Annotated in this window: 23 protein-coding genes; 11 read left to right on the forward strand and 12 right to left on the reverse strand. The window is 70.3% G+C overall.

Annotated elements, in window-relative coordinates; genetic code table 11:
- The first annotated feature begins 63 nt into the window (after positions 1-63).
- On the forward strand, positions 64-702 hold the full coding sequence (locus tag ACQP2X_RS00360; RefSeq protein WP_498693574.1) for a class I SAM-dependent methyltransferase: 639 nt from the start codon (positions 64-66) through the stop codon (positions 700-702).
- On the opposite strand, the gene ACQP2X_RS00365 is transcribed toward ACQP2X_RS00360, so the two are convergent.
- Positions 681-1,169, reverse strand: a complete 489-nt coding sequence (locus tag ACQP2X_RS00365; RefSeq protein WP_498693575.1) for a YcxB family protein — start codon at positions 1,167-1,169, stop codon at positions 681-683. The two genes, ACQP2X_RS00360 and ACQP2X_RS00365, sit on opposite strands and share 22 nt — an antisense overlap.
- 74 nt (positions 1,170-1,243) lie before the next feature.
- Positions 1,244-2,185 carry a TIGR03620 family F420-dependent LLM class oxidoreductase gene (locus tag ACQP2X_RS00370; protein WP_498693576.1) on the reverse strand — a complete coding sequence of 314 codons (942 nt, stop codon included), beginning with the start codon at positions 2,183-2,185 and terminating at the stop codon, positions 1,244-1,246.
- A gap of 33 nt (positions 2,186-2,218) precedes the next feature.
- Between ACQP2X_RS00370 and ACQP2X_RS00375 the strand changes: the two genes are divergently transcribed.
- Positions 2,219-2,482, forward strand: coding sequence for a YciI family protein (locus ACQP2X_RS00375; RefSeq protein ID WP_498701345.1), 264 nt, complete (start codon positions 2,219-2,221; stop codon positions 2,480-2,482).
- Here ACQP2X_RS00375 and ACQP2X_RS00380 read toward each other — a convergent pair.
- Entirely contained in the window at positions 2,479-3,024 is a 546-nt protein-coding gene (locus ACQP2X_RS00380) for a phosphoribosyltransferase (protein WP_498693577.1), read from the reverse strand. The two genes, ACQP2X_RS00375 and ACQP2X_RS00380, sit on opposite strands and share 4 nt — an antisense overlap.
- A 118-nt stretch (positions 3,025-3,142) precedes the next feature.
- Between ACQP2X_RS00380 and ACQP2X_RS00385 the strand changes: the two genes are divergently transcribed.
- Positions 3,143-4,255, forward strand: a complete 1,113-nt coding sequence (locus ACQP2X_RS00385) for a PP2C family protein-serine/threonine phosphatase (protein ID WP_498693579.1) — start codon at positions 3,143-3,145, stop codon at positions 4,253-4,255.
- Here ACQP2X_RS00385 and ACQP2X_RS00390 read toward each other — a convergent pair.
- Entirely contained in the window at positions 4,252-4,443 is a 192-nt protein-coding gene (locus ACQP2X_RS00390; protein ID WP_498693580.1) for a hypothetical protein, read from the reverse strand. The two genes, ACQP2X_RS00385 and ACQP2X_RS00390, sit on opposite strands and share 4 nt — an antisense overlap.
- Before the next feature lie 285 nt (positions 4,444-4,728).
- On the opposite strand from ACQP2X_RS00390, the gene ACQP2X_RS00395 reads away from it, so the two are divergent.
- Positions 4,729-6,585: an acyl-CoA dehydrogenase gene (locus ACQP2X_RS00395; protein WP_498693582.1), complete on the forward strand. Its 1,857-nt coding sequence runs from the start codon at positions 4,729-4,731 to the stop codon at positions 6,583-6,585.
- Positions 6,586-6,896: 311 nt separating this feature from the next.
- Here the strand turns inward: ACQP2X_RS00395 and ACQP2X_RS00400 are convergent, their stop codons facing one another.
- On the reverse strand, positions 6,897-7,124 hold the full coding sequence (locus tag ACQP2X_RS00400) for a hypothetical protein (protein ID WP_498693583.1): 228 nt from the start codon (positions 7,122-7,124) through the stop codon (positions 6,897-6,899).
- 235 nt (positions 7,125-7,359) lie between these two features.
- Between ACQP2X_RS00400 and ACQP2X_RS00405 the strand changes: the two genes are divergently transcribed.
- Complete coding sequence (locus ACQP2X_RS00405) at positions 7,360-7,617, forward strand: hypothetical protein (protein ID WP_498693584.1); 258 nt, start codon at positions 7,360-7,362, stop codon at positions 7,615-7,617.
- An 18-nt stretch (positions 7,618-7,635) separates the two neighbouring features.
- Entirely contained in the window at positions 7,636-8,529 is an 894-nt protein-coding gene (locus ACQP2X_RS00410; RefSeq protein ID WP_498693585.1) for a Scr1 family TA system antitoxin-like transcriptional regulator, read from the forward strand.
- Here the strand turns inward: ACQP2X_RS00410 and ACQP2X_RS00415 are convergent.
- Entirely contained in the window at positions 8,526-9,047 is a 522-nt protein-coding gene (locus tag ACQP2X_RS00415; protein ID WP_498693587.1) for a SixA phosphatase family protein, read from the reverse strand. The genes ACQP2X_RS00410 and ACQP2X_RS00415 overlap by 4 nt on opposite strands.
- An 87-nt stretch (positions 9,048-9,134) precedes the next feature.
- Here ACQP2X_RS00415 and ACQP2X_RS00420 point away from each other — a divergent pair, with 87 nt between their 5' ends.
- Entirely contained in the window at positions 9,135-9,419 is a 285-nt protein-coding gene (locus ACQP2X_RS00420) for a DUF6458 family protein (RefSeq protein WP_097326915.1), read from the forward strand.
- Between the two features lie 75 nt (positions 9,420-9,494).
- Here the strand turns inward: ACQP2X_RS00420 and ACQP2X_RS00425 are convergent, their stop codons facing one another.
- Positions 9,495-10,337, reverse strand: a complete 843-nt coding sequence (locus tag ACQP2X_RS00425; protein ID WP_498693588.1) for an SDR family oxidoreductase — start codon at positions 10,335-10,337, stop codon at positions 9,495-9,497.
- 105 nt (positions 10,338-10,442) lie between these two features.
- Here ACQP2X_RS00425 and ACQP2X_RS00430 point away from each other — a divergent pair, with 105 nt between their 5' ends.
- Entirely contained in the window at positions 10,443-10,820 is a 378-nt protein-coding gene (locus ACQP2X_RS00430) for a winged helix-turn-helix transcriptional regulator (protein WP_498693589.1), read from the forward strand.
- On the opposite strand, the gene trhA is transcribed toward ACQP2X_RS00430, so the two are convergent.
- Entirely contained in the window at positions 10,799-11,476 is a 678-nt protein-coding gene (gene trhA, locus ACQP2X_RS00435) for a PAQR family membrane homeostasis protein TrhA (RefSeq protein ID WP_097326918.1), read from the reverse strand. The two genes, ACQP2X_RS00430 and trhA, sit on opposite strands and share 22 nt — an antisense overlap.
- A 53-nt stretch (positions 11,477-11,529) precedes the next feature.
- Between trhA and ACQP2X_RS00440 the strand changes: the two genes are divergently transcribed.
- The 3 genes from ACQP2X_RS00440 to ACQP2X_RS00450 are packed head-to-tail and all read left to right on the forward strand — an operon-like array spanning position 11,530 to position 13,683.
- Positions 11,530-12,138, forward strand: a complete 609-nt coding sequence (locus tag ACQP2X_RS00440) for a 5-oxoprolinase subunit B family protein (RefSeq protein WP_498693590.1) — start codon at positions 11,530-11,532, stop codon at positions 12,136-12,138.
- Positions 12,135-12,959: a 5-oxoprolinase subunit C family protein gene (locus ACQP2X_RS00445; RefSeq protein WP_498693591.1), complete on the forward strand. Its 825-nt coding sequence runs from the start codon at positions 12,135-12,137 to the stop codon at positions 12,957-12,959. The genes ACQP2X_RS00440 and ACQP2X_RS00445 overlap by 4 nt, the downstream gene beginning before the upstream one ends.
- Positions 12,955-13,683 carry a LamB/YcsF family protein gene (locus ACQP2X_RS00450; protein ID WP_498701346.1) on the forward strand — a complete coding sequence of 243 codons (729 nt, stop codon included), beginning with the start codon at positions 12,955-12,957 and terminating at the stop codon, positions 13,681-13,683. The genes ACQP2X_RS00445 and ACQP2X_RS00450 overlap by 5 nt, the downstream gene beginning before the upstream one ends.
- Here ACQP2X_RS00450 and ACQP2X_RS00455 read toward each other — a convergent pair.
- The 4 genes from ACQP2X_RS00455 to ACQP2X_RS00470 all read right to left on the reverse strand — a co-directional run bounded on the left by ACQP2X_RS00455 (position 13,680) and on the right by ACQP2X_RS00470 (position 21,344).
- Positions 13,680-15,452 (reverse strand): NHL domain-containing thioredoxin family protein, encoded by a 1,773-nt coding sequence (locus ACQP2X_RS00455; protein ID WP_498693593.1) that lies wholly within the window; start codon positions 15,450-15,452, stop codon positions 13,680-13,682. The two genes, ACQP2X_RS00450 and ACQP2X_RS00455, sit on opposite strands and share 4 nt — an antisense overlap.
- Before the next feature lie 63 nt (positions 15,453-15,515).
- Positions 15,516-19,277 (reverse strand): LppU/SCO3897 family protein, encoded by a 3,762-nt coding sequence (locus ACQP2X_RS00460; RefSeq protein ID WP_498693594.1) that lies wholly within the window; start codon positions 19,275-19,277, stop codon positions 15,516-15,518.
- Positions 19,278-19,590: 313 nt separating this feature from the next.
- Positions 19,591-19,728, reverse strand: a complete 138-nt coding sequence (locus ACQP2X_RS00465) for a hypothetical protein (protein ID WP_179855508.1) — start codon at positions 19,726-19,728, stop codon at positions 19,591-19,593.
- A gap of 176 nt (positions 19,729-19,904) precedes the next feature.
- On the reverse strand, positions 19,905-21,344 hold the full coding sequence (locus ACQP2X_RS00470; RefSeq protein ID WP_498693596.1) for a dihydrolipoamide acetyltransferase family protein: 1,440 nt from the start codon (positions 21,342-21,344) through the stop codon (positions 19,905-19,907).

Consider the following 21,344-nt stretch of genomic DNA (forward strand, 5'->3'; position numbering starts at 1 on the left):
GGCGCGCTGACGTCCCTGTGGATAACTCAGGGCCGAGTCTCTCCGCGGGAGCAGAATGACCGCGTGACGAACTCAACGGGGACCTATTTAGACAGAACAAGGGCGGCGTACGACACGGTCGCCGCCAGCTACGCCGAGCTGCTCAACGGCAGCTCGGTCGCCGAGTCGACCTGGGACCGGGCCGTGCTGGGCGCCTATGCCGAGCTCGTGACCGGCCCGGTGGCCGAGGTCGGCTGCGGCACCGGTCGCATAACCGCCCATCTGGCCTCCCTGGGTGTCGACGTCCAGGGCGTCGACCTCTCACCCGCCATGGTCAGAGAGGCCGAGGCCGCCTATCCCCACATTCCCTTCGCCATCGGCTCCCTGCTCGACCTCGACTTTCCCGAGGCGAGCCTCGGCGGTGTCGTCGCCTGGTACTCGCTGGTGCATACTCCGCCCGAGCTGCTGCCCTCGGCCTTCGCCGAGTTCGCCCGGGTCCTGAGACCGGGTGGCCGCCTGCTGCTGGCCTTCAAGTCCGGCGACGCCAAGAGGACTCTGTCCACCGGCTACGGCCACGACATCGACCTCGACGTCTACGACTTTCCGCCTACCTGGATCGCCGCCCTGCTGACCGAAGCCGGCTTCACACAGAGCATGCGCCTGGAGCGGGCGGCCGAGCCTCCGGAGACGCAGCCGCAGGCCTACGGCGTCTTCTTGAAGTAGCGGATCCGCAGACCGTGGCCGGCGGCGGCGCCGAGGACCTCTTCGATCTGGGCGGGAGTCAGGCCGGCCGTCGGCACCGGCAGGAAGCGGGCCCGGGTGCGGCCGAAGACCAGTTGGCCGGCCAGCTTGTCGACCGTGGTGAAAGCGGTCCAGGCGTAGGCGTGGCGGCTCTCGAGCGTGGAGAGGGCCAGTCCGCCGTCGCTGATCTCGTACGTGGTCAGGCGGCCCGCGTCCAGGGCCCGGCGGGTGCCGGTGTTGACCAGCAGAAGGGGGATGCCTACGGCCAGGAGCACACCGAGGACCAGCAGGGGGATGTCGAGCCCACCGCCGGCGAACTCGTGCAGGACGGCCAGGCCGATCGCCACCCAGCCCGCCGCCCGGGCGATCAGCATCGGGCGGCGCAGGCCGTGGCGCAGGGCGGTGGCGACCAGCCGGGGGTCCGGTCGCGCGGTGATCTGCAAAAACACTCCTGAAATGTAACTTTTCGGAAGTGTCCGGCACATCGTCTGCTCGGCCGACCGGAAACCACCCGGAAGAAAGCTCAGAAAAGGATCTCCGCTATCCGTCGCCACTCGTCACGAGGGAGGTGAGGGCTGGGGTCGGCCGAGAGGGCCTGGATGGCGATGTGGTCGGCGCCGGCGTCGAAGTGCGACCGGATGCCGGTGCGGACGGTGTCGGCGTCGCCCCAGATGACGGTCAGGTCGACTACGCGGTCGCTGCCCCCGGCGGTCAGGTCCTCGTCGGTGATGCCCGCGGTCAGGTTTTTGTCGGTGGTGCCCGCAAAAAGGTCCTCGTCGGTGGAGCCCGCGGTCAGGTCCTCGTCGGTGATGCCGAAGCGGCGCCACTGGTTGGTGTAGTTGGGGAGGGAGAGATAGGGCTTCAAGACGCGCCTCGCCACCGCTCGGGCCTGGGCCGGGTCGGTGCCGACGAAGACCTTCTGTTCGGGGATCAGCAGGCGGTCGGGTCCCAGGATCTGGCGGGCCTCGGCGGTGTGGGCCGGCGGCATCAGGTACGGGAGGGCGCCCGCCGTGAGGTCGCGGGCGGCCTCCAGCGTCTTCGGGCCCAGGGCTGCGATCAGGCGTTCCTCCGGGGGGACGTCCCGCAACTTGTCGGTCAGGAAGGACTTGAGCTTGGTCAACGGCTTGACGTACGCCTCGCCGACCGAGGCCGCCGTGGGGGCGTGACCGGAGCCGACGCCCAGGTAGAAGCGGCCCGGGAACTGGGCGTGGAGGCGGAAGTGGCTGGCGGCCAGGGCGTCGCCGTCGCTGTGCCAGATGTCGACGATGCTGGTTCCGACGACCAGGGTCGACGTGGCGGCCAGGATGGCCTCGGCCAGGGACAGGTCGTCGGGTGGGCTGCCGCCGATCCACACCGAGCCGTAGCCCAGTGATTCGAGTTCCTGCGCCGCCGCGGCCACCACGTTCGCGTCGTCCGGCCAGACGCGGCCGGGTACCCAGATGCCGTACTGCCCGAAGTCGTTCACGAAATTGATCGTACGATTGCGGACGTGTATCTGATGATTTCGAAGTACGTCGTGCCGGTCGAGCAGGTCGACGCCGTGCGCGCCGAGCACCTGGCCTATGTGGATTCGCTGGAAGCGCGGGGGCTGCTGGCCTCGGCCGGGCGTCAGGATCCGCCGGTCGGCGGAGTGCTCGTGCTCAAGGTCACTGAGCGGGAGCGGGCGCTCGAACTGATCGACGAGGATCCGTACGTCAAGGCCGGCGTCGCCGAGTACACGCCGGTCGGCTACCTCGCCAACCGGGGGCTCGTCCGGGACTAGATCGGCTCGATGTCGTCGCCGCTCAGGAGGCCTCGGATGGTCAACTCGTGGGCCACCGGCGGCGGCGTCTCGTCGACGATCACCGCGGTGCCCACGTAGCCGGCGCCGAACAGGGTGCTCAGGCCGCGGGCCTGTGCGCCGGTGGACGCCCAGTCGTCGACCACGAGCACGCGATCGTCCGGCGTGAGCAGGTGGCGGCGTACCCCCAAATGCTGTTTTTCTCCTCGGTGGTCGGACGGGACCTCGGCCCAGATCATCGGCTCGGCGATCGGGCGGCGGGCCCCGGCCCGGTAGGCCTCGACGAAACCGACGCCCAGCGCCCTCGCCACCAGCGGGCCGACCAGGAAACCGGTCACCTCCGGAGCGACCACCACGGTCGGCTTGTCGGCGCGGAACAGGTCGGCCAGGCCGTCGCCGAGCTTCTCGAGGATCACCGGATCGCGCCACCAGCCGGAGCGGTCGCTCACCAGATATCCGCTGCCGTCGCCCGGATCGGTCCACCGGAAACCGGCCTTGAGATGGTCACGCAAGTCGCTCGCCACGCCGACATCCTGTCATCGTGCGGCTGATCCCTTCCGCCGCGCGGTCAGAACCCGCTCAGACTACGGGTCAAGTTAGTGCAGTCCGTCGCTCTGATCGGGCATGCTGTGTCGCGTAGCCATGCCTAGTATGCCGCCGGGCCGTCGCCGCCCGCTGAGCCCTGGATCCCGCGCCGGCCTCGGCGCGGCCGTCGTGCTGCTCGCCGTCGTGTCCGCGGTGGAGCTGGCCGACCCCGAGACGGCCGACTTCGTGGGGCTGTTCGCGGCCGTACCCTTTCTCGCCGCGGTCTTCGCCTTCTGGCAGACGGTTCTCGTCGTCGGCATCATCGCGACCATCGCCGGCATGGCCTTCGTCGGCTCGGCCGGGCCGATCAGCGTGGCCGGCATGGTCAACCTGCTCGGCATCCTGCTCGCCACCGGCATCGCGGCCGCCGTGGCGACCATCCGGCAGCGGCAGGACGCCAAGATCGCCGAGTTGCAGCGGCTGGCCGCCGTCGCCCAGCAGGCGGTGCTGCGGCCGCTCGGACCGCAGGTCGGGTCGCTCGCGGTGGCCGGGCGCTACATCTCGGCGACGGCCGCGGCCGACATCGGCGGGGATCTCTACGAGGCTCTCGACACGCCGTACGGGGTGCGCATCATCATCGGCGACGTGCGCGGGAAGGGCCTGGACGCCGTCCGTCTGGCCAGCATCGTCCTCGGCTCGTACCGTCACGTGGCGTACGAGCGCAATGATCTGAAAGCCATGGTGACCGACCTCGACCGGGCCGTCGCGCGCAGCGTCGGTGACGAGGATTTCGTGACCGCGGCGCTGGTCGAGGAGCGTGGCGGCACGCTCACGATCGTCAACTGTGGACACCCGGCCCCGCTGCTGCTGCGGCGTGGCCAGGTCATCCCCCTGGAACCGCCGGCGCCGGCGCCCCCGCTGGGCTTCATGCCCGAGGTGAAGGCGCGGGTCGAGCGGCTCGAGCCGGGCGACCGGCTGCTGCTGTTCACCGACGGGCTCGGCGAGGCCCGCCGTGAGGGCGAGTTCTTCCCGACCGCCGACCGGGCCTGGCGGCTGCTGGGCCACGGCACGGTCGGTGACGGGCTCGCCTCGCTCGAGACCGCCCTGGTCGACTGGGTGCACGGCCGTCTCGAGGACGACATCGCGCTGGTCCTGCTGGAATACGCGGGCCCGGACGACGGCGCGACGATGCCGATGCCGAGCTGGGAGGTCGGCGCCGCGGGCAGTTAGGCGGCGGCGATCTCTTCGGTCTTGCCTTCGAGAACCGACTCCTCGGGGACCGACTCTCCGGTGGGCGGAGCGGGCGCGGGGGAGACCGGTACGGGCACCGGTTCCGGCTTGCGATGGCGCCCGACGTAGTGACGTGGCTGGTCCGCCTGGCGAGGCTCCGGGATCAGGCTCTTGATCGTGGCGAACATGCGCGCCCCCTTGGCGGCTTGAATGAACGTCTATCCACAGCAACGAGCCGAGGAACCCTCCGATACGTGCGGGGCGCATGGGAGCACGCAAATAGCCGAACGGCTGTCCTGCTGGCCACCCGATCGGAGGCGTTTGATGTGCGAACCGGCGGACAGACCCCCACACGCGGGTGGTCGGTCACGAAACGGCTTGCGGGTTGTCCGCCTCTACCGATCAGTAATACAGTGGGAGTTACTGACGGGTAACTCCAAGACTCGCGGCGTTCGGAGAGCGGGGCCAGCAGCATGACTCACTACAAGGGCAACCTTCGGGACCTCCAGTTCAACCTGTTCGAGGTCTTCGAGGCTGATCGTGCGTTCGGCCAGGCGCCGTACGAGGACATCGACGCGGAGACCGCCAAGGACGTTCTTTCCGAGGTGAACCGCCTCGCCACCGAAGACCTCGCGGCCAGCTACACCGAGGCCGACCGCAACCCGCCGGTCTTCGACCCCGCCACGCACACCGCGCCGCTCTCGGAGTCGTTCAAGAAGTCGTTCGAGCAGTGGATGGCCTCCGAGTTCTGGCGCCTCGACCTGCCGGGCGCCCTCGGCGGCACCCTCGCCCCGCGCGCCCTGTGGTGGGCGCTGGCCGAGAACATCCTCGGCGCCAACGCCCCGGTCTGGATGTACTCCTCCGGCCCGTCCTTCGCGCACGTCGTGCACGAGGAGGGCACCGAGGAGCAGAAGCAGTGGGCGAAGCTGTTCGTCGAGAAGCAGTGGGGCTCCACGATGGTGCTCACCGAGCCCGACGCCGGCTCGGACGTGGGCGCCGGCCGCACCCGGGCCATCCCGCAGCCCGACGGCTCGTGGCACATCGAGGGCGTCAAGCGCTTCATCACCTCGGGCGAGCACGACCTGAGCGACAACATCGTCCACTACGTGCTGGCCCGGCCGGTCGGCGTGGAGGGTGTGGGCGGCCCCGGCACCAAGGGCCTGTCGCTGTTCATCGTGCCGAAATACCACTTCGACGCCGAGACCGGCGAGCTGGGCGAGCGCAACGGCGTCTACGCCACGAACGTCGAGCACAAGATGGGCCTCAAGGCCTCCAACACGTGCGAGATGACCTTCGGCGAGCACGGCACACCGGCCAAGGGCTGGCTGCTGGGCGAGAAGCACGAGGGCATCCGCCAGATGTTCATGATCATTGAGTACGCCCGGATGATGGTCGGCACGAAGGCGATCGCGACCCTGTCGACGGGTTACCTGAACGCGCTCGAGTACGCGAAGAACCGGGTGCAGGGTGCCGACCTGGTGCAGAACGACAACAAGGCCGCCCCGCGCGTCACGATCACCCACCACCCCGACGTGCGGCGCTCGCTGATGCTCCAGAAGTCGTACACCGAGGCCCTGCGTGCCCTGGTCATCTACACCGCCACCTGGCAGGACAAGGTCGCCATCGCCGAGGCCGCGGGTGACACCGCCGCCGCCAAGGCCGCCAGCAAGGTCAACGACCTGCTGCTCCCGCTGGTCAAGGGCGTGGGCTCCGAGCGGGCGTACGAACTGCTGGGCCACGAGTCGCTGCAGACCTTCGGCGGTTCCGGCTTCCTGCAGGACTACCCGCTCGAGCAGTACGTCCGCGACGCGAAGATCGACACCCTCTACGAGGGCACCACGGCGATCCAGAGCCTCGACCTGATCTTCCGCAAGATCGTGAAGGACCAGGGCCGCGCGCTGGCCACCCTGGCCACCGAGATCCAGTCGTTCATCGAGAGCGAGGCCGGCAACGGCCAGCTCAAGGAGGAGCGCCTCGCTCTCGGCAAGGCGCTGGGCGAGCTCCAGCAGATCCTCGGCGTGACCATGGGCTGGCTGGCCGCGGTGCAGGGCGGCGACACCCGCGAGCTGTACAAGGTGGGCCTGACCTCCCGCCGCGTCCTGCTCGCCCTGGGCGACGTCGTGCTCGCCTGGCTGCTGCTCCGCCAGGCCGACGTGGCCCTCAAGGCCCTGGGCCGCGAGGTGTCGGCGGCCGACAAGAACTTCTACGAGGGCAAGATCGCCGCGGCTCGCTTCTTCGTCCGCGAGATCCTTCCCCGCGTCGGCTCCGACCGCCGCATCATCGAGAACACGAACCTCGACCTGATGGACCTCTCCGAGGACGTCTTCTGATCGTCGGACAGAACGGCGAGGGCCGCGGACAACGTTGTCCGCGGCCCTCGCCGTTTCCTGTCAGGCGGTCGATCGTTGCTTCCGGCAACGACGCGCCGCCACCGCGGCGCGTAAAGCCGGCCAGAGTCTCAGTCGTCTACCACGATCGGCGGCGGCGATGAGCTCGGCCAGTTGAGCCCGCTCGTGAGGCGGCACCAGCGCGATCACGAGGAGTAGGGGCAGCGACGCGGCCAGCACCTCGGTAGCGGCGATCAACACGATCAGTAGAGCGACAACGCCGACGACTGCGTAAGTGGACACTGTTCCTCCGATCAGCGGGTCAGGGCGACTGTGACGACGAGTGCCAGGGCGATGCCCACGGCGAAGACGACGACGGCCGCCGCGGCGGCCGACTGGATGATCGCGCCGACCGGTCTCAAAGCCCGCTTGGCGTAGCGAAGTGCCACGAGCAGCAAGGCGCCGGCCATGAGGAGGAGAATTCCGGGGCGATCCACGAGGCTGAGAATTTCTTGCGGCTGCGTATCGATCATGAGTGCCACCCAGGATCCGTAGCTCTGTGCCTACGCTGAGTGTCTATTCATCCAGCCTGGAAAATCCAGCAAATTCAGTTCGTGCTAAGTGGATCGCGAATAATCTGCTATGTAGCACTGTGATACAGTGCACACTTCTGCCGCGCAGACGGCCACGTAGCTGTGTCCGAAAAACTCCCTTTTGCCACCCCTGAATGGGGAGATTTGCGCGTTTCTGGCCTACTTCTCGTGCGAAGGTATTCTCATGATCAAATCATTCGGGGGAGCTGACTTCGGTGCCGGTGAGCGGCAGGCAGCAGCCCTACAGCCCATCGCCAACCGTTGCACGGCGGGCTCATGTCCGACGATCTACACCCCGGGCGGCTCCGCCACGAGCGGCTCGGTTGTGGTTCAGGGCTTCATTGTGAAAGCTCAGGATGCCGGCATCGATCTTCCGGACGGCGAGGCGCTCGTCGAGATTCCGGTCGAGCTTCTCGCGGAAGCGATGCGTAACCTGTCCTGACCGTCTCCGGGGGTGCCGATGTCATCTGATTCTGGCGCCCCCACCGGCGCGAACGAGCCGGTGGGGACAGTGCTGGCGCGCATGCGGCGGACGCGCCGGCTGACCGGCGCCATGCTGGCCGCCAAGGTCGGCATGAGCCAGCCGAAGATTTCTCGCATCGAACGCGGTCATGGCACCCCCGATCCGGAAGACATCGTTCTCATCGCGCGCGCCCTCGGCGCGACCGAGATCGAGGCCCAGGCCCTGAAGGAGCGGGCCGAGCGGGCCCACGACCGGATCACCGACTGGCGGCCGACGGCCACCAATCTCGCCAGCCGGCAGGACACCATCGCTGGGTGGGAACTCGAAGCCACCGAGATCCTCGACTTCCAGCCCGCACTGATTCCTGGACTTCTGCAGATCAGCGGCTACGCCCGCGCGGCCATGTCGGGGTTTCAGGCCCTTCGGCGGGCCGAGCCGTCGCCGAGCCAGGAGGCGGCGCTCACGTCGGCGGTCGCGGCGCGCCTGCTCCGGCAGCGGGCGCTGGCCGACGAGAACAAGACCTTCCGCTTCGTCTTCACCGAGGCGGTGCTGCGGAACCGCATCTGTTCACCGGTGGACATGCTGGGTCAGGTGCGCCACCTGGGCGTGATCAGCGAGCAGGCGAACATCCACATCGGCATCGTCCCGGACGGTGCCGATGTCAAGATTCCCGCGCTGCACGGCTTCGTCGTGTACGACGACGACGTTGTCGTCATCGACCTGTTCAACACCGGCCTGACCACGCGCGGCCGCACCGACGTCATCGAATATCGCGAGGTGTTCGAGGCGTTCGCCGAGCGGGCCACCGCCGATCTCGCCGCGATGCTGGACCGCTATCACGAGCACTACCTCGATCAGATCGAGCGGCCCAACGGCCGGTCGCGAGGCTAGCCGCGGGCGGTGTGTCGCTCGATCAGGTGCATCGACTTGGGCTCGGTCGTGGACCAGGGGCCGTCCTCGCGGTGGACGGCCAGGCCCGCTGTCTTGAGGGCGACGTCGATGCCGTCGTACTGGGCGTCGGGGATCAGGAGCAGGGAGACCTCGGAGACGGTGGGGTTGTGGCCCACCACCAGGACCGTGCGGACGGTGTCGGGGACCGTGCGCAGCAGGTCGAAGACCTCGGTGCGGCCTCCGAAGTAGAGGGACTCCTCGTAGCGCACCTCGGGGGCGCCGCCGCCCGGCTTGGCCTGGGCCAAGGCGATCGAGACGCCCTGCCAGGTCTGGCGGGTGCGGGCGGCGGGGGAGCAGAAGACCAGGTCGGGGTGGAGGCGCTCGTCGGCCAGCCAGGCGCCGGCGGCGTCGGCGTCGGTCTCGCCACGCTCGGTCAGCTTGCGGTCGAAGTCCCGTTGATCGTCGCCGATGATCTCGGCCTTGGCGTGGCGGAGCAGAACGAGCGTCCGTGCGGTCATGGGGACAGCTTGCCTGATTGAGGAAAGGGGCGGGTGGGTAACCCATCATCAACGCATTGACCCCGGTGATGATCAAGGAGGCCCGTGATGGGCATCGGCGGCAGCATCTTCCTGCTGGCGGTTGGCGCGATCCTCGCGTTCGCCGTCAACGCGGACATCAGCGGGCTCGACATCAACATCATCGGCTGGATCCTGATGGCGGCCGGGCTGGTCGGGCTCATCATCACGCTCTGGTACTGGAACAGCCGTCGCCGCACTGTGGTGACCCGGCAGACTGCCGCTCCCGTGGTTGCCCCCAACCAGCAGGTGCGCAGCGAGTACCGCGAGACCCGTCGCGAGGACGCCCCGCCGCCCCCGCCCCCGGGTTACTGAGTAGAAGACTCGCGACGCCGGCCGGCCGCTTCCCCCCTAGCGGCCGTGCCGGCGTCGCGCGCGTGTGCCGACCGATCAGAGGGCGGCCTTGAGGGCCGTCGCCACCGGGGTCGCCGGACGGCCGAGCAGCTTCTCGAGGTCGTCGCGGGGCACGAAGAGCGCGCCCGAGGCGGTGGCCCGGTCCACATCGGCGAAGACCTCGGCCGCCTCGCGCGGCAGGCCCACGCCGACCAGCAGCTCGGTGTACTTGTCGACGTCGAGGTCGGTGTAGGTCACCGGCTTGCCGGTCTGCCGGGAGATCTCGGCGGCCAGCTCGGCCTTGGTGAGGGCCTCGCCGCCCAGCTCGTACGTCTTGCCCTCGTGCCCGTCGCTCTCCTCGGCGACGAGGACGGCCGCGGCGGCCTCGGCGAAGTCGGCCCGGGTGGCCAGACTGATCTTGCCGTCACCGGAGGCGCCGACGAGGCCCTGCGCGACCGCCTGGTCGACCGGGTAGTTCTCGATGTACCAGCCGTTGCGCAAGATGACGTACGAAAGCCCGGAGTCCTTGATCAGTTTCTCGGTGACCGCGTGCTCGCCGGCGAGCTTCATGTCGGTGGTGTCGGCCTTGGGCGCGCTGGTGTAGACGACCAGGCCGACGCCGGCGGCCTTGGCGGCCTCGATGACGTTGGTGTGCTGAGGAACCCGCTTGCCGGGCTCGCTGGCCGAGATGAACAGGAGCTTGTCCGCGCCCTCGAACGCGGACCGCAACGCCTCCGGGTCGTCGTACGACACCTTCTTGACCGTGATGCCCAGGTCGGCGATCTTCTCGACCTGGCGCCCGATGCCGACGATGTCGGCCGCCGGTACGCCCTTGGCCAGCAGGGACTCGATGGCGAGGCGGCCGAGGTGTCCGGTGGCGCCGGTAACAACGATGGTCATGGGGAGCTCCTCTGACGTGGTGATCTGCCAGTAGGAGCCAACATGCCTGGTCAGCGATCACTTCCCATTCGATAGTAGGCACCTTGAAGTGCAATACTTACTCGCATGGAAGTGACTGCGTACGCGAAGGACTGCCCGAGCCGGCAGATCCTCGACCGGATCGGCGACACGTGGAGCGTCCTGATCGTGGTGATGCTGGCCGACGGGCCGCAGCGTTACACGGCGCTGTCGAAGAAGATCCAGGGCGTGAGCCCGAAAATGCTCACCCAGACGCTGCGCGGGCTGGAGCGCGACGGCCTGATCATCCGTACGGTGCACGCCGAGGTGCCGCCGCGCGTCGACTATCGGCTCACCGAGCTCGGTCAGAGCCTGCTGGGCCTGGTGCGCGGGCTGGAGCTATGGGCCGAGACCCACATCGAAGACGTCCAGAACGCTCGTTTCCGCTATGACAACCCGGGAGTTCACGCGTACAGCGCGAAGTAGATCGCGATGTGGTGACACAGGGCGGCCACCAGCGTGCAGGCGTGGAAGAACTCGTGGTGACCGAAGACCGTGGGCCACGGGTTCGGCCGGCGCAGCGCGTAGAAGACGGCGCCGACGCTGTAGATCACGCCGCCCACCGCGAGCAGCACGAGGCAGGTGACCCCACCGGTGTGCAGAACGTCGGGCAGGATCGCCACCGCACCCCAGCCCAGCGCGAGATAGAGCGGCGCCCCGGCCCATCGGGGAAGGTGGGGCCAGATGGTCTTGAGGGCGACGCCGCCGAGCGCTCCGCCCCAGATCAGCGAGAGCATCAGCGTCGCCTTGCCGGGGTGCAGCAACAGGACGCAGAACGGCGTGTACGTGCCCGCGATGAAGATGAAGATCATCGAGTGATCGGCCCGCCGCATGATCTGGTAGCCGCGTTCGCTCCAGACCCGCCGGTGATAGAGCGCGCTGATGCCGAACAGGCCGCAGACGGTCGCGCTGTAGATCAGGACACTGAAGAACGGCGAGAAGCCCGGTCGGCTGAGCGCGATCGAGCACAGCACGATGCCGCCGACGACGGCGACGAAGAACGCATACTGATGCAACCGGCCGCGCAGACGCGGCTTGCCGAGGTCGGCCGGCTTCATCCGGAAGGGTGCGGAGGTCGTCACGACTCCAGGTTACGGTATCGTAAGTTACTGGCAAGTAGAACTAGGATGTCGTGATGAGGCTACGACAGGTCGGCGCCACCGCGCTGCTGATCGAGTGCCGCGACGCCGACCAGGTCGAGGCCTGGCGCCGCGAGCTCTGGCGCCGGCGCGACTCGGGCGACCTGACGGTGATCGACATCGTTCCGGGCGCCGCGACCGTGCTGCTCGACGGCGTGGCGCCGGGCACGGCTTCGCTTCTGCGGGGCTGGGCCGAGCCGGAGGCGGCATCGACGGCCGACGGTCCGCTGGTCGAGGTGCCGACGGTTTTCGACGGCGAGGATCTCGCCGACGTGGCCGAACTGTGGCGGGTGCCGGTGGACGACGCGATCGGGCGACTCGTCGAGACCAATTTCACGGTGGCGTTCAGCGGCTTTGCTCCCGGTTTCGGCTATCTGCGCGGGCTTCCGAAAGAGTGGGCGGTTCCCCGGCTCGCCGCTCCGCGGCCTCGCGTTCCGGCCGGCTCGGTCGCCCTCGCCGACGCCTATTGCGGGATTTATCCGTCGGCCTCGCCGGGTGGGTGGCGGCTGGTCGGCCGTACGGCTCTGGACCTTTTTGATGTACGCCGAGACGAGCCGGCCACTCTGCGGCCGGGAGCCCGCGTGAAACTCGTGCCGAGCTCGTGATCACGGTGATGCGGGCCGGTCCGCTGACGACCGTGCAGGATCTCGGCCGGCCCGGGTACGCCCATCTCGGCGTTCCCCGATCCGGGGCTCTGGACGCCCCGGCCTTGCGGCGGGCGAACGCGCTGGTCGGCAACCCGGCCGGCGCGGCCGGGCTGGAGACCACGTTGATGGGGTGCGCGCTGCGATTCGAGCAGGCGGCCCGGGTGACGGTCACTGGCGCTTCCGCCGCGGTGAAGCTGAACAGGGAGCCGGTCGACGGTGTGATCGAGGTGCCGGCCGGCTCGGTGCTCGACATCGGCCGGGCCACTGCGGGCGTGCGGTCCTATGTCGCGGTGGCCGGGGGAATCGACGTCGAGCCGGTGCTGGGCAGCCGCTCGACCGACACACTGTCCGGCTTGGGGCCGGCCAAGCTCACGGATGGGGCCGTGCTGCCGATCGGGACGGCCACCGGGATGGTGGTGGAAGGTGGTTCGCCGGCTAACTACCCGGCTGAGCTGGAGTTGGACGTGTGGCTCGGGCCGCGCGACGACTGGTTCGAGAGCCGGGAGCTGTTCGAGAACCCGTACAAGGTCAGCCCGATGAGCAACCGCATCGGCTGCCGGCTGGCCGGCAGCGCCCTGACCCGCGCCCAGGCCGGCGAACTGCCCTCCGAAGGCGTGGTGCTGGGCGCGGTGCAGGTGCCGGCCGACGGGCAGCCGTTGATCTTCCTGGCCGATCATCCGACGACCGGCGGCTACCCGGTGATCGGCGTGGTCGACGACGTGACACCGCTCGCGCAGGCGAGGCCGGGGACTACCGTACGGTTCCGTGCCCTCCATTGACCTCAACGCCGACCTCGGCGAAGGATTCGGCCGGTGGCGCCTCGGCGACGACGAGGCGCTGCTCGACATCGTGACCTCGGCCAACGTGGCCTGCGGCTTCCACGCGGGCGACCCGTCGACCATGCGCCGCGTCTGCGAGGCGGCGACCGCCAAAGGCGTGGCGATCGGCGCCCAGGTCGGATATCGCGATCTCGCGGGCTTCGGGCGAAGGCGGATCGAGTACGAGCCCGACGAGCTCCGCGACGACATCATGTATCAGATCGGGGCGTTGAGCGCCTTCGGGCGGGTCGCCTATGTGAAGCCGCACGGGGCGCTGTACAACGTCGCGGCCGTCGATGAAGTGCAGGCCGGGGCGGTGGTCGCGGCGGTTCGGGAGTACGCGCTTCCGGTGTTGTGCCAGCCGGGATCGACGCTGGCACGGTTGGCGGCGGCGGAAGGGCTGACGGTCGTGGCAGAGGGTTTCGCCGATCGGGGGTACCGGGCGGACGGGACGCTCATGCCGCGCTCCCAGCCGGGTGCCGTTTTGCACGAGGCCGAGGCGGTGGTCGGTCAGGCCGTGCGCATGGCGGTTTCTGGCGTGGTTGCGACCGCTGACGGCCAGGTGGTGCCGGCGCCGGTCGCCTCGATCTGCGTTCACGGTGACACACCGGGCGCGGTCGACCTGGCCGCCCGGGTCCGTGCGGGGCTGCACGAAGCCGGGCTGACCGTCACGCCGTTCGCCTAGGACTCGTCCAAGCCTCGAAGGATCAGGGGAAGGCGGTCGGGGCCGTCGGTGGTGACGACGACCGGGACGCCCCAGTCCTGGCGGGTCAAGTGGCAGGCGGCGAACTCGACATCGACGTCGCAGGTGGCGGCCTGAGCCACCACCTGGAGGATGCCTTGGGGGACGTCCGGGTTGATCACCAGCGGGCGGGACAGGTCCGTCGTGACGCCGGCGCCCGAGAGCAACAGCTCGGGCGGGGAGGCGGAGACCTCCAGGCGGGTCGACGGGCCGAACTGGGTGTCCAGCTTCTGGCCGGGGGCCGGAGTGAAGATCACGTCCAGGGTCAGCTCGCCGGGGGCCACCGGGGACGGCGGGCGCTCGGTGCGGTGACGTTCCCCGGCCACGCTCTGCACGGCGCCGGGGGCCAGGTGGGTCAGGCGGTGGGCGGCCGACTCGACCACGATCACGTCGCCGGTCGAGGTGACCAGCACGTCGCTCGGCTCGGCCAGGCCGGAGTCGACGGTCGAGACCGTCTCCGTGACGGGGTCGTAGCGGCGGACCGCGCCGTTGTAGGTGTCGGCGATCAGGACCGAGCCGTCGGCGAGGGCGGCCACACCCAGCGGGTGCTGGAGAAGGGCCTCCTTGGCCGGGCCGTCCACGTGGCCGAAGTCGAACAGCCCCTGGCCCACCGCGGTGTGCATGACGCCGGCCTCGATGTAGCGCAGGGCCGAGGTCTCGCTGTCGGCGATCCACAGGCGGTCGCCGCCGACCGAGAGGCCGGACGGCTGAGCCATCCAGACGTCGGGGATCGGGCCGTCGCGCAGCGACTCGACAGTCGTGCCGGCGTAGACACCGACCGTCCGCTTGATCGGGTCGAACCACCACAGCTGGTGGATGCCGGCCATCGCGATGATGACCTTGTCGTCGAACCAGGCCAGGTCCCACGGCGAGGACAGGTCGGCGGCGAGCGCGTCGTGCGGGTGCTCGTCGACGGCGGAACGCCACGGGCGGCCCGAACCGGCGACCAGGCTGATCTCACCGTCGGACAGGCGCAGGCCGCGCAGTTGGTGGTTCACGGTGTCGGCGATGACCACGTCGTAGCCGGCGGTGGCGGCGACGTCCGACGGGAGAAGAAGGAGGCCCTGCGGCTCGTTGAACGGGCCGAACCGGCGTACGAGCGTCTCGCCGTCCGCCTCGACCTCGGCCACCGAATGGCCGGTGGAGTCGCTGACCAGCAGGTTTCCGGTGGCCAGCTCGATCGCCTTGCCGGGGAAGCGCAGCAGCGTGTCGGGCGCGGGCGGGGGCACATAGGGACCGTCGCCGCGGTGCAGAGTGCCGTCCGCGGTGTGCTTGGCGATCAGCTCGTCGATCAGGCGGGACAGACCCTCGGCGTGGCCCTCGCCGGCCATCGAGGCGACCAGATATCCGGTCGGATCGACCACGGCGATCGTGGGCCAGGCCTTCGCCGCGTACTGCTGCCAGAGGTGCATGTCGCCGTCGTCGACGACCGGGTGGTGCACGCCGTAGCGCTCCACGGCGGCGGCCAGCGCCTTCGGGTCGCGCTCATGCTCGAATTTCGGCGAGTGGACACCGATCACGACCAGGGCGTCGCCGTACTTCTGCTCGAGCGGCCGCAGCTCGTCGAGCACGTGCAGGCAGTTGATGCAGCAGAAGGTCCAGAAGTCCAGGATGACGATCTTGCCGCGCAGATCGGCGAGGGTCACATCCCGGCCGCCGGTGTTCAGCCAGCCTCGGCCCCGGAGCTCCGGCGCCCGCACACGTCCAGTCATCCGACCATCGTGCCGCACCGGCATCGCCGGCACGGCACGAAGGTGGTCAGGATGACAAGGCGGTCACTTGTTGGGCTTGAGGCAGAGCACCTGCGACTTGCCGTCGCCCGTGGTGGTGAGCACCGACGGGTTGGCCGGGTCGGCGCACTGGGTCTTGTCGTCCACGATGGAGACGACCTGGAAGGTGCCGCTGCCACCGCAGTCGACCTTGACCGCGGCCGTGCCGTCCTGCTTGACGCAGTCGCCGGTCTTCATGGCAGCCTCGTCCTTGCCGCCGGCGACCAGGAACACCAGGCCGAAGACGACACCGAGCAGCACGATCGCGCCGAGCACGACGGCGAGCAGGATCGGGAAGACCCGCACGTGCGGCGTCTCCGGCTTCGCGGCCGGGGCGTCCGGCTTGAAGCTGTCGAACTTGCCCTGGTCGGAGTCGGGTCCGGGCCAGCTGGTGGTGTCGTTCGGGCTGGGCGGGGTCACCGTGGCCCGGCTGGCCGCACTGCCGAAGCCGCCGCTGGTCTCGGGCCCGAAGCCACCGCTCGTGTCGGGCCCGCTGCCCGGCACGAAGCCGCCCGGCTGGCCACCGTTCGGCCCGCCGAAACCGTTGATGCCCGGGGGCATCGGAGGCAGAGCGGGAGCCGGCACGTACGGCTGCTGATCGCGCCCGGCAACGTCGGTGGTCAGCTCGTTGAACTGATCGGGCCGGGCACCCGGGCGCTCACCGAAGGGCGAGGCGCCGTTGGCCGAGTCGGGACGGGCCCCGAACGGCGAGTTCCCGTTCGGCGAGTCACCCGGCCGCGGCCCGAAGGGCGATCCAGCGGGAGCACCGAACGGCGAATCACCTTGCTTGCCGTACGGGGAGTCACCCTGCTGGCCAAACGCAGAGTCACCCTGAGCGCCGAACGGCGAGTCGCCCTGCTTGCCGTAGGGAGAGTCGCCCTGCTGCCCGAAGGGAGAGTCATTCTGGGCGCCGAAGGGAGAGTCACTCTGCTTGCCGTACGGGGAGTCGCCCTGCTGCCCGAACGCAGAGTCACCCTGAGGGCCGAACGGCGAGTCGCCCTGCTGGCCGTAGGGGGAGTCGCTCTTCTGGCCGAACGGCGAGTCGCTGGGCTGGCCGTAGGGCGAGTCGCTGGGCTGGCCGTAGGGCGAAGTGCCCGCGGGCGAGCCCGGAGGGGTGCCATAGGGAGAGCCGCTGGACGGCTGCTCCTGCGCCGCGCCGAACGGGGAACCGCTGGCCGGGGCGCCGTAGGTGCCGCCGCCGTAGGGCGAGCCTTCCGAGCCGGGGCCGGCGGGGGCGCCGTAGGGCGAGCCCTCCGAGCCGCCGCCGACGGGCGTTCCGTACGGCGTGCCCTCGGAGCCGGGCGGCGTTCCGTACGGCGTGCCCTCAGAGCTGGGCGGCGTGCCATAAGGAGTGCCCTCAGAGCTGGACGGCGTGCCGTAAGGCGTGCCCTCGGAGCTGGGCGGCGTGCCGTAAGGCGAACCTTCGGATCCGGGCGGCGTGCCGTGGGGGGAGCCGGTCTCGGCCGGAGCGCCGGCCGGGAACGACGCCGCGGCGGCGCCGGTGGGTGAGACGCGGGCGCTGGCACGGGCCGGGGACTGCGGGGCTACGCCGGGTGTGCCGTGCTCGTCCTGCTGCTGGCCGAAGCCCTCCTCGGGGCGTGCGGTGAACATGCCCGTCGGCTCGCTGAAGTCGGCGGCCGGCTGGAACTGCTGGGCCAGGGCCGAAGAGGCGTCCTCCTGGTCGGACTCGGCGGGTGCCGGCCGACCGTACACCCGTGCCTGCGGGCTGGACGTCTGCGGCGGCAGCTCGGTGGCCTCGACCGGGGCGACCCGGTTCGTCGTCGGCACCGAAGCGCTGGCCGTGACCGGCCGTGCCGAACCGACCGCGGCGGATCCGGCCGAGGCCGATCCGGCGGAGGCCGAACCCACGGATGCCGATCCGGCCGAAGCCGAGCCCACGGATGCCGATCCGGCTGCTGCCGATCCGGCAGAGGCTGATCCGGCAGAGGCCGATCCGGTCGAACCGACGGCAGGCGAGTCGGTCGATCCGAACGCGTCCGAGCGAGCCGATCCGAATTCGCCCGAGCCGGCGGAACCGACAGCGGGTGAGCCGGACGACCCGAATTCGCGCGAGCCAGCGGAGCCGACAGCGGGTGAGCCGGTCGACCCGTATGCGCCCGAGCCGTTGGAGCCGAACGTGCCTGAGCCGAATGTGCCCGAGCCGGCGGAACCGAACGCGCCCGAGCCGGTCGAAGGCGAGCCGGAAGCGGGGTCGACCGAGGCGGAACCGGGCTGGAGCTCGGCCGGGTCGCGCGGCTGCGGCACCGATCCGTTGCGGGAGTCGGAGCCGGTCAGGGCGCCGAGCGCCGCGCCGGGAACCCGCTGCGGATATCCGCTCGGGCTGTCGCCGGCCGGCTCGGGGCGCCGGTACGGCGCGTGGTCGTCGGGCGTCTCGGACGGGCCGTCACCGAAACCGGAGCCGTAGGCCGGGGCCTCCGGGCGCGCGGGCGCGCCGTACGGCGACTCGGCCGGGGCCTGGTCGAACGGGCGGGCCGAACCGTATGTGCCGGTGGCCGGCTGGGCGCCGGAACTCTCGTCCGCCGCGCTCTCACCGAAGGGAGCCGGGCGAGCGGAACCGTAAGCACCCGACGACGGCTGAGCCGATCCGTACGGAGCGGCGGCGGCCGGCGGCTGGTCGGCCTGGCCGCTGCGGCCGAACGGGTCGGGCAGGGCCGGGCCGGCGCCCCCGGAGGCGCGGCTGGGCAGGTCGGAGCCGGCGGCAGCGCGACTGGGCAGGTCGGAGCCGGCGGCGCCGGAGCGGCCGAACGGGTCGGCGAACGGCTCGGACCGGTACGGGTGGGGCGGAATCTCCTCCTGCGCGGACGGGGCGCCGCCGCCGAACGCGCTGAAGCCACCGGACGGGGGGCCGTCGGGGGTGGAGGACGCCGACTGGGTGCGGATGGGCAGGTCGCCGCCCTGCTGGGGCACGGCCGGCTGACCCTCGGGCTCCTGGCTGCCGCGCAGCGGGAAGCCGCCGCTGCCGCCGCCCCGGGTCGGGAAGGCCGAGCCGCCACCACCGGCGCCGCGCAGCGGGAAGCCGCCGGCCGGGTCGGCCGCGGCCGCGGGCTGGGCCTGGGTCTGGGGCGGGGCCTCGGGCGCTCCCGTCGGGCGCACCGACGGCGGCGCGTCGGGCAGATCGGTCAGGGTCGCGCCGGGCACGCGCACGCGCTGGTTGTCGAAGGCCGAGACGCCCGGAGGCCGCCCGGTGGAGGGATCGACCGGGTCGCCGCTGGGCCCGGACTGCTCACGACCGGACTGCTCACGACCGGGCTGGCCGGCCGCGAAGCCGTTGAAGCCCTCGAAGTTGTCCACGGTGCCGCCCGGGTTCGCGTTCCGCTGTGGGAGCGGGGCGCCCTGGCGCTGGACGAACTGGTTTTCCGAGTCGGGGGTGGAGCGCACCTGCGGCGCCCACGCCGAGTCGGCGGGTGTGACCGAACCGTAAGGCGAGGCGCCTCCGCGCTGCGGCAGCGCGCCACCCTCCTCGGGCTGCGGCACGCGGGCCGAGCCGTACGGGGTCCCGCCGCGGCCGTCAGAGCCGGACGAAGGACCGAAGGAGGAGACCGCGGGCACCACGAACGGCGAGCCGCCGTTCGGCGTGGCCTGCGGAGGCGGGCCGTACGAGCTGGGGAAACCATCGGCGGGCGGCTGGGCGGACGCTCGGCCCGCAGCCCGCTGACCGTCGGTGTCCGGCGGGAAACCGTCCGACGTGGGTCCGCCCGACGTGGCCTCGGCCGGTCGCGAACCGGCGTAATGCCCCTCGGACGTCATGAGCGCCTCCTCATACATTTCGGCCGTGCCGGGCTTTGCACGGACGCGGCCTGCCGGCGGGCGCCGGAGACCGTGCCCAGCTCTGAGGCCAGGCCGTGCGGGATTCGCGGGCCGGAAACAAGGCCGTGAACCCCGGCCCCCGTGCCGACCGGCCGAGCCGGCTCGTTGGCCGTGCCCAACCGTACCGGGCGAGGGCGGCAGGAGGAATCCCGGTGTACGTCCGGAAGGGGACCGATCGGAGATCTTTAAGCGTGACGTGAAAATGCAAACGGCCCGTCCGGAGTGAATCCGGGCGGGCCGTGGCGCCGTGGGGTCAGAAGTTGCGGCGCTGGGCCATGAGAGCGATCTCATCGCGCATCGACTGGGTGGGCGCGCTCATCCACGCCCGGTCGATGGCACGGTTCTCGCGGTTGATCATCCGGCGCCGGCGGAGGCGGTCGGCGATGCTCATTGCTAAGTCACTTCCCTTTTGTGCCGGGATCATCCGGCCACATCGTGGTGCTCGTCTCGGTAAGTCCATTGTGCTACTCACCGAGACGAGTCGCCATCGATTTAGGGGGTGACGTCGAGCACGTGCCTAACGATCGTAGGTCAAGAAAACTGGTTGCCTACGCATCTTCGGTGTGCCTAGCTCCAGGACAGCAGTGCTCCCTCGGGGTCGCCGAGGAAGTCGCCGATGTCGCGGAGGAACTTCGAGCCCAGCTCGCCGTCGATGATCCGGTGGTCGAAGGAGAGCGACAGGGTGGTGACCTGACGCGGCTTGACCTTCCCCTTGTGCACCCACGGCATCGGCTTGATCGCGCCGAAGGCCAGGATCGCCGACTCGCCCGGCGGCAGGATCGGCGTGCCGGTGTCGACGCCGAACACCCCGACATTGGTGATCGAGAGCGTTCCGCCCGACATGTCGGAAGGGGGCGTCTTGCCGGATCTTGCGACCTGGACCAACGTGTTCAACGCCTCGGCCAGCTCCCGCAACGTGAGACGCCCGGCGTCCTTGATGTTGGGAACGATCAGGCCACGCTCGGTGGCCGACGCGATGCCGAGGTTCACGTACTCCTTGACGACGATCTCGTTCGTCGCGCCCGACCAGGTCGAGTTGACCATCGGGTGACGCTTGACCGCGAGCAGCACCGCCTTGGCCACCAGCAGCAACGGCGAGATCCGGACGTCGCGGAACTCCCGACGGGCCTTGATCTTCTCGAGCGCCTTCATCGACCGTGTCACATCGATCGTGAGGAACTCGGTGACGTGCGGCGCCGTGAAGGCCGACGCCACCATGTTCTCCGCGGTGAGCTTCCGCACGCCCTTGATCGGGACGCGCTGCTCGCGGGACGCGTCGAAGACCGCCGCGGCCGGGGCGCTGGTCACCGTGGGTGCCGCGGTCGCTGCTTGCTGTCGCGCTGACGCGGCCTGGTGTACGTCGTCACGGCTGACCGAGCCCATCGGCCCGGTCCCGGTGATCGTGGTGAGGTCGACGCCGAGATCGCGGGCGAGCTTGCGGACCGGCGGCTTGGCGAGCACCGGACCGGCCGTCCGCGCGCTCGGGGCCGGCGCCGGCACGGGAGCGGGCTTCGGCGCGGGCGGCGGAGGCGGCGTGACTGCTTCTGACGGCGCCGCTACCGGCGTACCCAAGCGGGGTCGTCGTTTTGCCGCAGTTGTCCGTGGTCCGTAACCGACGAGGACCGGGGTGCGTCCCGCGTTGGGCGCGGGGCTGCCGGCCATACCCGGCTCGACGGCGCCCTCGGCCGGCGCGATCTGCACGGCCGCGAGGGACTCGGCCGACGGCACCGGACCGTCGAAGTCGGGCAGCGGACCGGCCGACGGGTCGGTGTCGATCGCGATGATCGGCGCGCCCACCTCGACCGTCGTGCCGGCCTCGACGAAGATGCGGGCGACCACGCCACCCCACTTGGCCGGGATCTCCACGGCCGCCTTGGCCGTCTCGACCTCGACGATCGGCTGGTTGAGCTCGATCGTGTCGCCGACCTTGACCAGCCAGGACAGGATCTCACCCTCGGTGAGGCCCTCGCCCAGGTCGGGCAGGGGGAACTCCTTGATCCGGGACAT

Origin of the sequence: Actinoplanes sp. CA-131856 (assembly GCF_050956135.1) — a bacterium.
GTDB lineage: Bacteria > Actinomycetota > Actinomycetes > Mycobacteriales > Micromonosporaceae > Actinoplanes.